The 12,777-nt window shown below is 59.0% G+C and carries 13 protein-coding genes; all 13 read left to right on the forward strand.

The genetic code is table 11. The features are described 5' to 3' along the window. Positions 1 to 75 precede the first annotated feature (75 nt). The 13 genes from FXO11_RS03710 (at position 76) to FXO11_RS03770 (ending at position 12,776) form a co-directional block, all read left to right on the forward strand. On the forward strand, positions 76 to 1,764 hold the full coding sequence (locus FXO11_RS03710) for an AMP-binding protein (RefSeq protein WP_148861629.1): 1,689 nt from the start codon (positions 76 to 78) through the stop codon (positions 1,762 to 1,764). A gap of 170 nt (positions 1,765 to 1,934) precedes the next feature. Then, positions 1,935 to 3,584, forward strand: a complete 1,650-nt coding sequence (locus FXO11_RS03715) for an AMP-binding protein (RefSeq protein WP_148861630.1) — start codon at positions 1,935 to 1,937, stop codon at positions 3,582 to 3,584. After that, complete coding sequence (locus FXO11_RS03720) at positions 3,581 to 3,997, forward strand: PaaI family thioesterase (RefSeq protein WP_148861631.1); 417 nt, start codon at positions 3,581 to 3,583, stop codon at positions 3,995 to 3,997. Before FXO11_RS03715 ends, FXO11_RS03720 begins: the two co-directional genes overlap by 4 nt. 4 nt (positions 3,998 to 4,001) lie before the next feature. Then, on the forward strand, positions 4,002 to 4,808 hold the full coding sequence (locus FXO11_RS03725) for an alpha/beta fold hydrolase (protein WP_148861632.1): 807 nt from the start codon (positions 4,002 to 4,004) through the stop codon (positions 4,806 to 4,808). Between the two features lie 90 nt (positions 4,809 to 4,898). Continuing rightward, positions 4,899 to 5,675 (forward strand): ABC transporter ATP-binding protein, encoded by a 777-nt coding sequence (locus FXO11_RS03730; protein WP_148861633.1) that lies wholly within the window; start codon positions 4,899 to 4,901, stop codon positions 5,673 to 5,675. Further along, on the forward strand, positions 5,672 to 6,454 hold the full coding sequence (locus FXO11_RS03735; protein WP_227546028.1) for an ABC transporter ATP-binding protein: 783 nt from the start codon (positions 5,672 to 5,674) through the stop codon (positions 6,452 to 6,454). Before FXO11_RS03730 ends, FXO11_RS03735 begins: the two co-directional genes overlap by 4 nt. 114 nt (positions 6,455 to 6,568) lie before the next feature. Further along, positions 6,569 to 7,783 carry an ABC transporter substrate-binding protein gene (locus FXO11_RS03740; RefSeq protein ID WP_148861634.1) on the forward strand — a complete coding sequence of 405 codons (1,215 nt, stop codon included), beginning with the start codon at positions 6,569 to 6,571 and terminating at the stop codon, positions 7,781 to 7,783. A gap of 128 nt (positions 7,784 to 7,911) precedes the next feature. After that, a complete protein-coding gene (locus FXO11_RS03745) occupies positions 7,912 to 8,799 on the forward strand; it encodes a branched-chain amino acid ABC transporter permease (protein ID WP_148861635.1) in 888 nt (295 codons plus the stop codon). Between the two features lie 2 nt (positions 8,800 to 8,801). Continuing rightward, positions 8,802 to 9,797, forward strand: coding sequence for a branched-chain amino acid ABC transporter permease (locus FXO11_RS03750; protein ID WP_148861636.1), 996 nt, complete (start codon positions 8,802 to 8,804; stop codon positions 9,795 to 9,797). A gap of 443 nt (positions 9,798 to 10,240) precedes the next feature. Beyond that, positions 10,241 to 11,155 (forward strand): type IV pilus biogenesis protein PilM, encoded by a 915-nt coding sequence (locus FXO11_RS03755; RefSeq protein WP_227546029.1) that lies wholly within the window; start codon positions 10,241 to 10,243, stop codon positions 11,153 to 11,155. Then, on the forward strand, positions 11,152 to 11,766 hold the full coding sequence (locus tag FXO11_RS03760; protein WP_148861637.1) for a PilN domain-containing protein: 615 nt from the start codon (positions 11,152 to 11,154) through the stop codon (positions 11,764 to 11,766). Before FXO11_RS03755 ends, FXO11_RS03760 begins: the two co-directional genes overlap by 4 nt. Beyond that, complete coding sequence (locus FXO11_RS03765; RefSeq protein WP_148861638.1) at positions 11,756 to 12,433, forward strand: MSHA biogenesis protein MshJ; 678 nt, start codon at positions 11,756 to 11,758, stop codon at positions 12,431 to 12,433. Before FXO11_RS03760 ends, FXO11_RS03765 begins: the two co-directional genes overlap by 11 nt. 13 nt (positions 12,434 to 12,446) lie before the next feature. Further along, entirely contained in the window at positions 12,447 to 12,776 is a 330-nt protein-coding gene (locus tag FXO11_RS03770; RefSeq protein WP_148861639.1) for a general secretion pathway protein GspB, read from the forward strand. Position 12,777 lies beyond the last annotated feature (1 nt).

Raw genomic sequence — 12,777 nt, forward strand, 5'->3', positions numbered from 1 at the left:
CCGGCCGTCTATTCGCCCTCGATGACGACAATAGCGATTACCTAACTGCGACTACAAAAACAACGGAGGCAGATAATGAACCAGACTCTCCCCAGCTACACAAGTGGAACCTCCGAAACGCCATTGCTGGGCATGACCATCGGCGACATGCTCGACCGGACAGCCGCGCAGTTTCCAGATACCGAAGCCCTGGTGGCGCTGCATCAGGACATTCGCTGGACCTACCAGGAATTTCTGCAAAAGGTCAACGAAGCCGCCCGTGCCTTTATGGCCATCGGCGTTGAGCGTGGCGACCGGGTGGGCATCTGGTCCCCCAACCGCTACGAGTGGACCGTCACCCAGTTCGCCACCGCCAAGATCGGCGCGATTCTGGTGAACATCAACCCGGCTTACGGCGTGCATGAGCTGGAGTATGCGCTCAACCTGTCCGGCTTGCGCTTTCTGGTAACCGCCGATAGCTTCAAGGCCTCCGACTACCGCGGGATGATTTACGAGCTGGTCCCCGAACTGAAAGCGAGCCAGCCCGGCCAGGTCAAGGCGCAACGGGTGGAGAAGCTGGAAGGCGTTATCAACCTCGACACGGACAGCCACCCCGGTATGTGGACCTGGGACGCGTTCGTCAGCCGGGCCAGCGACGTCAGCCAGCAACAACTGGACGAGCGCCAGCGCGTGCTGCAGTTCGATGACCCTATCAACATCCAGTTTACCTCCGGTACCACCGGCAACCCGAAGGGCGCGACCCTCTCGCACCACAACATTCTCAACAACGGGTACTTTGTAGCGGAAAGCCAGCGCTTCACCGAGAAAGACCGTCTGGTGATCCCTGTGCCCCTGTACCATTGCTTCGGCATGGTGATGGGCAACCTGGGTTGCGTGACCCACGGCTCCACCATGATCTACCCGGCGGAGGGCTTCGAGCCTCGTTCCGTACTCCAGGCCGTGCACAAGGAACGGGCTACTGCGCTGTATGGCGTGCCCACCATGTTCATCGCCGAATTGGCCGAGCCGGACTTTGAGTCATTCGATCTGTCCACCCTGCGCACCGGTATTATGGCCGGCTCCATCTGCCCGGCAGAGGTGATGAAGAAGGTCAACGGCAAGATGAACATGAAGGAGGTGCAGATCGCCTACGGCATGACCGAAACCAGCCCCGTGTCCACCCAGACCAGCTCCCTCGATCCGTTCGAGAAGCAGGTCACGACGGTGGGGCGCACTCAGCCGCACCTGGAGACCAAGATTGTCGACCCTGCCAATGGCAATATCCTGCCCCGGGGCGATATCGGCGAACTCTGTACCCGCGGTTACAGCGTCATGCTGAAGTACTGGAACAACGAAGAAAAAACCGCCGAAGCCATCGACGAAGCCGGCTGGATGCACACCGGCGACCTGGCCACCATGGACGAAGACGGCTATATCCAGATCGTCGGCCGCATCAAGGACATGGTCATCCGGGGTGGGGAAAACATCTACCCGAAAGAAATCGAGGAATTCCTCTACACCCACCCTGCCATCGAAGAAGTGCAGGTTACTGGCATTCCCGACGACAAGTACGGTGAAGAGCTTGTCGCCTGGATCAAGCTCCGCCCGGACGCGGCCTCGGTCACCGCCGAGGACTTGCAAGGCTTCTGCAAGGGCAAAATCGCCCACTTCAAGATTCCGAAGAACTACAAGTTCGTAGACGCATTCCCGATGACGGTGACCGGGAAGATTCAGAAGTTCAAGATGCGGGAGATTTCCATCGAGGAGATGGGAGTGAAGAAATAGGGTTTTTAGAGCGCCAGTGCAGCGCCTTTAGAGCCGCAGGGCAGGGCATTTATGCGCATGCCCTTGGGTTTAAAGGCGTTTATTTTTAGCCAGATCTTTACCTTTACGTAAACTAAAACCTGTGCTAAGCCTGAGGACAGGATTCGCTACAACAATAAAAGGAAAGAGTTATGAGCCTCCCGGAATACCAATCGGTCTATGACAATTTCGATCCCGCTAGCCTGGAAGCCGAGATCCTGGAGGGTAGCCTGGATGCGGGCCTGAATGTCTGTACTGAAATCTGCGACAAATGGGCTGGCGACCCCGAGCGAGTGGCCCTGTATTACGAGAAAGGCGACGGCGGCTCCGGTAGGCTCACCTTCGCTGAACTGAAAGAGAAATCCGCCCGTTTCGCAAACTACCTGTCTTCTCAAGGCATCGGCAAGGGTGACCGGGTAGCCGCACTGCTGCCGCGCAGCCCGGAGCTGCTTGTTGTGATAGCCGGTACCTTGCGTGCCGGCGCGGTGTACCAGCCGCTGTTCACTGCTTTCGGCCCCGGCGCTATCGAATACCGCTTTGAACGCGCCGGGACCAAGCTGGTGGTTACCGATCCGGTCAACTATCCCAAGCTCACCGAAGTGAAAGATTGCGCACCGGTGCTTTGCGTGAATGCGGCGGAGGTGAGCGGTGATATTGCGGACTTCGGCAAGACGCTCGCCGATCAGTCGGACCAGTTTGAGCCGGTGCAGGTCAAGGGCAGTGATCCGTTCCTGCAGATGTTTACCTCCGGCACGGTGGGTAAATCCAAGGGCGTGGCGGTACCGGCCAAGGCGTTGCTGGCGTTCTACGTCTACATGAAGTACGCCATCGACCTGCGGGACGACGACGTGTTCTGGAACGTCGCCGATCCGGGCTGGGCCTACGGCCTGTATTACGCCGTGGTTGGCCCGCTGCTGATGGGGCACGCCACCCACTTCAATCCGGGTGCGTTCACCCCGGAAACCACTTACGACATGATCCGCAAATACAAGATTACCAACCTGGCAGCGGCGCCGACGGCCTACCGGATGCTGAAAGCCAATGACCATGTCTTGCCGGAGGGCGAGAACCTCGGCCTGCGGGTGGCCAGCAGTGCCGGCGAGCCTCTGAACCCGGAGGTGGTGAGCTGGATCGAACGTCGCCATTTCTGCCCCGTCAAAGACCACTATGGCCAGACCGAAACCGGCATGACCTGCTGCAACTTCCATGGGCTTAAGCACCCGGTACGCCAGGGCTCGATGGGCTATTCCTCGCCGGGCCACAAGGTGGTTGCGCTGAACACGCAGAATGAAGCGGTGAGCGAGGGTGAGATCGGCCAGTTGGCGGTGGATGTAAAGGCCTCGCCGCTGTTCCATTTCGACGGCTACACCTGGGGCGAGAAGGATCCGTTCGTGAACGGTTACTACCTGACCGGTGACATGGTCATCAGCCACGGCGATGGCTGTTTCTCGTTCAGTGGCCGTGACGACGACATCATCACCACCGCCGGTTACCGGGTGGGTCCGGCGGACGTGGAAAGTACCCTGCTGGAGCACAAGGCCGTCGCCGAGTCCGGTGTGGTCGCCAAGCCCGACGAGAAGCGGGGCTCTATCATCAAGGCCTACGTGGTGATCCGGAGCGATCAGCAACCAGTAAGCGAAGATGCCCTTAAGGACGAGCTGCAGGAGTTGGTGCGCCATCGCCTGTCTGCCCACGCCTATCCGCGGGAAATCGAGTTCGTGGATGAGCTGCCCAAAACGCCCAGCGGCAAGATCCAGCGCTTCGTCCTGCGCAACAAGGCCAAAGATGAGACGCACGGATGACCGTCACGTTCGAAGAGTTGCAAGCCTTCCTTGCCGAGCAATTTCCTCAGGGTGCCCGGTACGGCACCTTGGAGGGTCTGGGCGATGGTTGGGCGGAAATGAAACTTGAGGTGGACGAGGGGCACCTGCGCCCCGGCGGCACCGTTTCCGGTCCAGCCATGATGGGGTTGGCCGATGTGGCACTCTACGCCGCCCTGCTGGGAAAAATCGGTCTGGTGCCGCTGGCGGTCACCAGTAACCTGAATATCAATTTCCTACGCAAGCCCGTAGCTCACAGTCCTATTCGGGCGCGGGCGAACATGCTGCGTATCGGTCGGGCTACCGGTGTGGGCCAGGTGTACGTCTATTCCGAGGGCATGGAAGAGCCTGTCGCCCATGCCACCATTACCTATTCCATCCCCGCAAACCGGTGATGTTATGACCGTTGACGACCTCGTTGTTCCGCTGGGGCAGGGCGTTAGGGTTCAGGCTCAGCGTCTGCGCCAAGCGCGCGGTGACGGACCGGTGTTGGTCTTCCTGCACGAATCCCTGGGCAATATTGCCCTGTGGAAACGGTTTCCCCGTCGCTTGGCGGAAGCGACCGGCCTCGACGCCCTGGTTTATGAACGCCGGGGTTATGGCGCCTCCAGTGACGAACCGTTGCCGCGCCCTTACAACTATCAGGCGCAGGAAGGAACGGTGTGGCTGCCGCGTCTGCTGGACGCTCTGGCAATCGACGAGGTGATACTGGTAGGTCACAGCGATGGCGGCTCCATTGCCTTGATCGCTGCTGCGGCGCTGGGGGATCGGGTGAAAGGACTGATTACCATGGCGGCCCACACCTGGGCGGATCACCTCACCGTGAAGGGTATCCGCGATATGCGGCGGCGCTATCTGGAGGAGGGCATCCGCGAAAAGCTGCTGCGTCATCACGGTGAGCGTACCGACGCGCTGTTCCAGGCCTGGCACGACGTGTGGCTGGACGAAGGATTTCAGCAATCTCTCGATTTTGCGCCCTGGCTGGACGCCATCCAATGCCCGGCTATGATCATTCAGGGCGATGACGACGAATACGGCGTTCCAGAGCAGGTGACCGATATTGTGAATGGTATTGGTCGCCACGCGACGCCGGTCTTTCTGCCCGAAACCGGCCATTCGCCCCATCTACAGCGGCCGGAGAGAGTGCTGTCGTTGATTTGCGACTTCGTACGACTAAAGGTTGATCAAAAAAAGCCCGATTTTTAATTGACGTTTACGTATACGTAAATTTAACCTGTGATAAGACTAAATACAGATCAATAACGCGCATAACAACAACAAAAGGTAGGATGGTCCATGAGTGACCCGTTCGTTCTGGAGACCCAAAGCCTCGTCAAAGAGTTCAAAGGCTTTGTCGCGGTCGATGACGTCAACCTGAAGGTGCAGCGTGGCCATATTCATGCCCTGATCGGCCCCAATGGCGCGGGCAAGACCACGGTCTTCAACTTGCTCACCAAGTTCCTCATTCCCACCCGGGGCAAGATCCTGTTCAAGGGCGAGGATATCACCGCCATGAAATCGGCTGCCATCGCCCGCAAGGGTGTCGTGCGGTCCTTCCAGATTTCCGCCGTCTTTCCCCATATGACCGCGCTGGAGAATATCCGCGTAGCGCTACAGAGCTTCGAAGGGCACTCGTTCCGATTCTGGAAATCCGGCGAATCCCTCAATGAACTCAATGACCGCTGTATGGCGTTACTGGACAGTGTAGGCTTGGCCGAATTTGCCAACACCACCACCGTGGAGCTGGCCTATGGCCGCAAACGGGCGCTGGAGCTGGCCACTACCCTGGCGATGGAGCCGGAATTGCTGCTGCTCGACGAGCCCACTCAAGGCATGGGCAGCGAAGACGTGGAGCGCGTGGTGGATCTGGTGCGCAAGGCTGCCGAAGGTCGCACGGTGTTGATGGTCGAGCACAACCTGGGCGTGGTCAGCAAGCTCTGTGATCGGGTCACCGTACTGGCTCAGGGATCGGTGTTGACCGAGGGCGATTACCAGCAGGTTTCCGACGACCCGCGGGTGCGCGAGGTGTACATGGGTGGCACTGCGACCCGCAAACAGGAGGCAGCGGAATGAACCAGTCTCCTCACTCCCATGTCCAGCAGTCCCAGGAACCTGGCGCCCAGGCCCCGAAAGCCCAGGTCTCTAATAAAACGCAAGAACAGCTCCGCATCTCCGGGCTTCACGCGTTTTACGGCGAGTCGCATATCCTTCATGGCATCGATATGACGGTTCAGCGGGGCGAGCTGGTCACCCTGCTGGGCCGCAACGGCGCCGGCCGCAGCACGACCCTCAAAGCCATTATGAATATGGTGGGCCGCCGTAATGGTTCGATCATGATCAACGGTGAGGAGACGATGGCCTGTGCCCCTCACCACATTGCAAGGTTGGGCGTTGGGTATTGCCCCGAACACCGGGGCATTTTTTCCGGGCTTAATGTGATGGAAAACCTGACGCTCCCACCGGTCGTAAGAAGCGGCGGCATAGGGCTGGAGGAAATCTTCTCCATGTTCCCGAACCTGTATGAACGCCGCACCAGCCAGGGCTCCAAACTCTCGGGCGGCGAGCAGCAAATGCTGGCCATGGCCCGGATTCTGAGAACCGGCGCCAACATGCTGTTGCTGGATGAAATCACCGAAGGGCTGGCCCCGGTTATTGTCGAGAAGCTGGGCGATGTGCTGGTCAGGCTCAAAGAAAAAGGCCTGACCATCGTCCTGGTCGAGCAGAACTTCCATTTCGCGGCCCCCTTGGCGGACCGCCACTACGTCATGGAACACGGCAAGATTGTGGAAGAGATCAGTGCTAACGAGCTTGAAGCCAAGCAGTCGATGCTGGATCAGTACCTGGGCGTGTAATGCCCGGGTTCGTGTGAGCAGTTGAAATTGCAATTGAAGTTGAAATAAAAAGCGCAGCAAAAGCAACAAGAAAAAATCCCGAAACCAACGCGCGACAGTAGCGGAGAAACAACAATGACAATGATGAAGAAGCTCCTGACATCAGCGGTTGCGTCAGCCATGCTTGTGGGCGGTGCCCAGGCTGAGATATCCGGCAACACCGTCAAGATCGGCTACTTGGCCGATATGTCCGGTACCTACCGTGACTTGGCAGGCCCAAACGGCCAAACCGCCTTGGAAATGGCTATCGCGGACTTTGGCGGCAAGGTCAATGACGCCAAGATCGAAGTCGTCAGCGCGGATGACCGGAACAGTCCGGACTCCGCCTCAAGCACGGCGCGGCGTTGGGTAGAAAACGAGAATGTGGATCTGATAGCCGGCCTCGTGGCCTCTTCGGTCACCATCGCGGTCAGCAACATTCTGGAAGAAAACGACAAGCTGGGCATCGTCTCCGGCTCTGCCGCATCCAGTATCACCAACGAGCACTGTACCCCTAACCACATCCACTATGTATATGACACCTACCCGTTGGCGAACGGTACGGCCAGTGCCGTAGTTAAAGAGGGCGGCAAGAGCTGGTTTATTCTGACGGCGGATTACGCCTTTGGCCACGCTCTGGAAGGCGACGTCACCCGCGTGGTTGAAGAAAATGGCGGCAAAGTGATGCAGACCGTGCGTCATCCTTTCCCGACATCCGATTTTTCGTCGTTCATTCTGCAGGCCCAGTCGTCCGGGGCCGACGTGGTTGCCCTGGCTAACGCCGGTGCGGATACCACCAACGCCATCACCACGGCCGGCGAGTTCGGCCTGACCCAATCCGGCCAGACGCTCGCAGCCCTGTTGCTGTTCCTTACCGACGTTCATGCCTTAGGTCCGCAATCCGCCCAGGGTATTCAGCTCACCACCGGCTGGTACTGGGACATGAACGACGAAACCCGTGCCTGGTCCGATCGCTTCATGGAAAAGACCGGTGTTCGTCCCACCATGGTTCACGCCGGTATCTATTCCAGCACGATCCAGTACCTCAATGCCGTCAAGGCAACCGGCTCGGACGATGCCCAGACCGTCCGCAAGCAGATGATGGACACACCCATCAACGACATGTTTGCCAAAAATGGCGTTATTCGCGAGGACGGGCGCATGGTGCACGACATGTACCTGGCGCAAGTGAAGACACCGGAAGAGTCCGAAAGCGAGTGGGATCTCTACGAGATCGTGCGCACGATCCCGGGGGACGAGGCCTACCGCCCGCTGTCCGAGAGTAAGTGCAAGCTCGTCACCCAAAAGTGATGGTATGACCGACCGGGCTCCCCGTAACCGTCCCCGCAGCTCGATCAGAATGTCGGGCGGGGAGCCCACAGAAAACTGCAGATTCGCAAACCGGTTGTAACGTCTGCGCTGCTTTTGGAGTTCTCGACATGTCCATGATATTGGGTGTCCCCGTGACGGTGCTGTCCGGCCAGTTAATGCTCGGGGTAATCAATGGCGCCTTTTACGCCCTGCTCAGTCTCGGGCTGGCGGTCATATTCGGTCTGCTGAAAATTATCAACTTTGCCCACGGCGCCATGTACATGCTCGGTGCGATGTGCACCGTTCTCATGTTCGATGCTTTTGGCGTCAACTACTGGGTGGCGCTTTTCGTAGCTCCGCTGGTGGTGGGCTGTTTCGGTATTCTGCTGGAGTACTTCCTGTTACGCCGTATCGCCGGGCAGGATCATATCTATAGCCTGCTTCTGACGTTCGGTGTCGCCCTTGTCCTCCAGGGCGTACTGACCAACATTTATGGGGTGTCCGGGCTGCGCTACACCATGCCGGATATCTTCAAAGGGGGCATGAACCTGGGGTTCATGTTCCTTCCTTACTATCGGGCGTGGGTCATCGTGGTCGCCTTGCTGGTGTGCTTCGGTACCTGGTTCATGATTGAGAAAACCCGGCTGGGTTCCTACCTGCGGGCCGGTACGGAAGACTCGCAACTGATGCAGGGATTCGGCATCAATGTGCCACTGCTGATCAGTCTGACCTACGGCTTCGGTGTCATGCTGGCCGCCTTTGCCGGCGCTCTGGCCGCACCCATTTATTCGGTGTCGCCGGTGATGGGCTCCAACATACTGATCGTGGTGTTTGCCGTGGTGGTGATCGGCGGCATGGGGTCCATTGCGGGTGCGGTGATTACCGGCCTGCTAATGGGGGTTGTCGAGGGCCTCACCAAGGTTATCTATCCGGAAGGTTCGGCCGCCGTGATCTTCCTGGTGATGGTGATTGTCTTGTTGATTCGCCCCTCGGGCCTGTTCGGTAAGGAGGCATAGTCATGGCGACCACAACCACCCAGACGGATATTCAGCAAAGTATCGTCAAGCAACAGAAATCGGAACAACGTAAGAAGCGGATACTGAACCTGGTGCTGCTGGCACTGCTCCTACTGGCGCCGGCGGTGATGTACCCCGTGTTTCTGATGAAGATCCTGTGTTTCGCCTTGTTCGCCGTAGCCTTCAACCTCCTATTGGGCTTCACGGGCCTGCTGTCATTCGGGCACGCAGCGTTCCTGGCGGCCGGTTCCTATACCACCGGTTATCTGTTATCGAACTTCTCCGGTCTGACGACGGAAATGGGTATTGTCGTGGGCACGGCGGCGGCAACGGTGCTGGGCCTTGGCTTCGGTGTCGTGGCCATACGCCGCCAGGGTATCTATTTTGCGATGATTACGCTGGCTCTGGCGCAGCTGGTCTACTTCTTCTTCGTGCAGGCCCCGTTTACCGGTGGCGAGGATGGCATGCATGGCGTACCTCGAGGCTACCTGTTCGGCGTGGTGGACCTGAGTAACAACTATGCCATGTATTACTTCGTGCTGGCGGTATTCCTGGGCGGTTACCTGCTGGTGCAGCGCATCGTCGGTTCGCCTTTCGGACAGGTGCTCAAAGCCATCAAGCAGAACGAGCCGAGGGCGGTCTCCCTGGGGTACAACGTGGACCGCTACAAACTGCTGGCCTTCGTGATCTCCGCCAGCCTCGCTGGCCTCGCCGGTTCCGTGAAAACCGTGGTGTTCCAGCTTGCGTCCCTCAATGACGCCCACTGGCATATGTCCGGCGAAGTTATCCTCATGACCCTGCTGGGGGGTACCGGCACCCTCCTGGGGCCGGTAATTGGCGCTACCTTCGTGGTTAACCTGGAATACCAACTCTCACAAGGCCCGATGGGCGACTGGGTAGACCCCATCCTTGGCGGCATTTTCATACTGACGGTGATGGCTTTCCGTTCAGGTATTGTGGGGGAGATCCAGAATTTCATGCGCAAGAATATGAGCTGATCGGGCATGCCCCCGTGCCTTTGAAAGGAGAGCCCGCTCAGTGCGGGCTTTCTTGTTTCTGGGAAAACCGCTCCGGGAATGTAAACAAATATTGCCGTTGTTCGAGGGTTAGTTAGCAAGTGCGTCCAGTGAGCGCAGTTAATGTGATGGTTTTCACGGTTCGCTTGTGCGGCTTGCCACACTCTCGACTGTCACCTGCATGGAACGGGGGCTCGCTCGGCCTTCTGCGATAGGCTTTTGCGGCGCGCGGGCCCCACGCGTTTGCTGCAGCGCACGAGGCGCTAAGCGCTTTCCCCACTGCTCTCCATTTCAGTTGCACGTGTACGTAAATCCTTGTGAAATTTACAAAAACTCTCAATTAAACGGCTAGTTATTACAGAAAATTAAACTAGACTTTGACATGGGTTTTTTTGTGCAAGTTCAGCAAGGGTGGGCCGTTTGGCGTGAGTGAATCCTTCCTTAGACGTCTTTTTCAGCGCGGTAAGCGGCAGGGTTCCCTGTCGTTGGAAGTCCGGGCTGATGGTCTGGCCTGGAGCTATAGCGCCGTGAGTGCCGTTAGCCACGGATTCCTCGAAGGGCCCCCGGCCCGGCGACAGGCTCTGCTGGATACATTGGTGGCTGAGCACGGCTGGAGTGGGGCCCGTGCACGACTGATCTTGCCGATGGATCAATATCAGGTCTTTCAACTGGACCGTCCCGACGCTATCGCCGACGACGAGCTGGCGGACGCCTTGCGCTGGAAACTGAAGGACCTGCTCGAATACAGCCCCGCCGAAGCCGTTTGCGATGTCTTTCCCTTCCCCGAGGATGCCTCGCGTGGCCGCGGTGAACTCATCAACGTTGTAGCGGCGCGTAAAACCTTGGCGCGAGAGCTGGTCAAGCTGGTGGAAAACGCCGGGCTGGAGCTCGAGCGTATCGATATTGCCGAATTGGCATTACGTAATCTGGCCGCGTCGCTCGATGCCAAGAGTCATGGCGTGGCGCTGGTTCACCTGCGGGAAAATGACGGTCAGATGGTGATTTGCCGCGGCAACACGCTCTACCTGTCACGCAAGCTCGATGTCTCGTCGGAAAGCCTGCGCGACGCCGCCCAACAGGACGGCGCCGTCCAGTCGCTGGCGCTGGAAATTCAGCGCTCCCTGGACTACTTCGAAAGCCAGCTGGGCCAGATCCCGCCGCGTCGCCTCTACCTGGTGGCGCGCGACAATGTCATGCCGTTGGCGCCGATGCTGGCCTCCTATGTTGCGGTGTCGGTGGAAACTTTCGACGCCGGTGAACTGGGGTTGAAAGACGCATTGGATAGCCGCTGTTTGCCGGCGTTGGGCGGCAACCTTGCGCTGGGAGGGAGCAGCGCATGATTCAGCAGATCAATCTTTACACCGACGAGCTCAGGCCAAAACGGGAGCCACTGCAGGCGCGTAGCGCCGGCGTGTTACTGGTCGCACTGGTGGCGGTGCTGATTCTGGCCGGTGGGTTCGCGCGTTGGGAATACAGTACCGCTGTGGAGGAACAGCGGACGCTGCAGCAGCAGGTGAATGCGTTGCAGGATGAACTCGCAGTCCTCGAGACGACCGTTGCCGCGAAGGTGGAAGACCCGGACCTGGTCGCTGCCATGCGTCAAATGGATCGCGAGGCGCAGCAGCGCCGGCAGGTGCTCTCGCAGGTCGAGACGCTGGTCGTCATCGATGGCCCTCGTTTCTCAGCGTACCTCGAGGCGCTGGCTCGCCAGACCCTGGATGGCCTGTGGCTCACCACGATAGATCTCGGCCGTTCGTCCAGCGATCTCCGGCTGACGGGTGTGACCCGTGCTGGCGAGCGCGTGCCCCAGTATCTGCAGCGGCTCAGTGCCGAGCCCGCTTTTATCGGCCGCGAGTTCCACTCGTTTGCGCTGGATCGGGCCGAAGATCGCCAGCTGATCCAATTCAGCGTGGCTACTGACGATGGCGAGGAGGGCGGTCATGGCTCTTAACCCCAGACTTCAGCAGGCGATTACTTGGTACGACGAACGTCCGGTTCGCGAGCGCGGACTGATTCTCGCGACCCTCGCGGTTGTTCTGTCGCTGGCGCTATGGCAATGGTTTATCGGCCCGCAACTGACCGGTGCGGCGCTGATGGAGCAGCAGTCCCGGCAGTTGGCCCAGCAGCAGCGGCAGCTTGTCGAGGAGCGTGAGCGCCTGTCCCGGCTTGCAGCGGAAGACCCCTCCGCCCAATTGCAGGCACGTATCAACCGGCGTCAATCCGAGTTGCAGCAGTTGAATAGCCAGATCGACCAGGCCACTGAAACCCTGATTGCGCCACAAGCGATGGTGTCTTTGTTGCGAGCGATGCTGGCCTCCCAGGACAAGCTTGAACTGGTGCGCCTTGAGTTGCTGCCACCCGAGCCGATATACGGCCGTAAGGTCGACGTTGCGGCGAACGACGCCGAAAAACCAAGGCCACTGCTCTACGCCCACAACGTGGAGCTGGAAGTGAGCGGGCGTTATCTCGATGTACTGACGTATCTGAAAACGCTGGAAGACCTGGACCCAAGACTGGGCTGGGAGGCGTTTCACTATGAAGTAGATCCTTATCCCAATGGCAAGGCTCGCCTCAGGGTGCGGACACTGAGCCTGGAACGCGCTTGGCTGGGGGTATGAGTAAGTGCTGCGTATGAACGTAAAGTCTTTTCTGCGGGCGAACGCGCTCGTATGCGTCGGGCTGGCTGGCCCGGCGGTCGCCTTGGACGATCCGACGCGGCCTTCCGGTTTCCAGGCGCCGGTCGAAGCGCCTGCGCCCCAGGCCACGTTTTCCTTGGAGTCGATCATGATCGGCGGCGGCAAGCGGCTGGCCGTGATCAACGGGCAGATGGTTCGGGAAGGGCAGACACTGGAGAGCGCGCGAGTCGTGCGGGTGACACCGGAGCGCGTCGTGCTTTCCGTTAACGGACAACAACGTGTCCTGCGCTGGCATACCGCGCCGCAGGTCCGGACGAATCCCTGAT

Source organism: Marinobacter fonticola, from assembly GCF_008122265.1.
GTDB classification, from domain to species: Bacteria; Pseudomonadota; Gammaproteobacteria; order Pseudomonadales; family Oleiphilaceae; genus Marinobacter_A; species Marinobacter_A fonticola.

Bases quoted from the DNA above. Each gene is read 5' to 3' on its own strand.
- FXO11_RS03710 (WP_148861629.1), top strand. From the start codon at position 76: ATGAACCAGACTCTCCCCAGCTACACAAGTGGAACCTCCGAAACGCCA.
- FXO11_RS03715 (WP_148861630.1), top strand. From the start codon at position 1,935: ATGAGCCTCCCGGAATACCAATCGGTCTATGACAATTTCGATCCCGCT.
- FXO11_RS03720 (WP_148861631.1), top strand. From the start codon at position 3,581: ATGACCGTCACGTTCGAAGAGTTGCAAGCCTTCCTTGCCGAGCAATTT.
- FXO11_RS03725 (WP_148861632.1), top strand. From the start codon at position 4,002: ATGACCGTTGACGACCTCGTTGTTCCGCTGGGGCAGGGCGTTAGGGTT.
- FXO11_RS03730 (WP_148861633.1), top strand. From the start codon at position 4,899: ATGAGTGACCCGTTCGTTCTGGAGACCCAAAGCCTCGTCAAAGAGTTC.
- FXO11_RS03735 (WP_227546028.1), top strand. From the start codon at position 5,672: ATGAACCAGTCTCCTCACTCCCATGTCCAGCAGTCCCAGGAACCTGGC.
- FXO11_RS03740 (WP_148861634.1), top strand. From the start codon at position 6,569: ATGACAATGATGAAGAAGCTCCTGACATCAGCGGTTGCGTCAGCCATG.
- FXO11_RS03745 (WP_148861635.1), top strand. From the start codon at position 7,912: ATGTCCATGATATTGGGTGTCCCCGTGACGGTGCTGTCCGGCCAGTTA.
- FXO11_RS03750 (WP_148861636.1), top strand. From the start codon at position 8,802: ATGGCGACCACAACCACCCAGACGGATATTCAGCAAAGTATCGTCAAG.
- FXO11_RS03760 (WP_148861637.1), top strand. From the start codon at position 11,152: ATGATTCAGCAGATCAATCTTTACACCGACGAGCTCAGGCCAAAACGG.
- FXO11_RS03765 (WP_148861638.1), top strand. From the start codon at position 11,756: ATGGCTCTTAACCCCAGACTTCAGCAGGCGATTACTTGGTACGACGAA.
- FXO11_RS03770 (WP_148861639.1), top strand. From the start codon at position 12,447: ATGAACGTAAAGTCTTTTCTGCGGGCGAACGCGCTCGTATGCGTCGGG.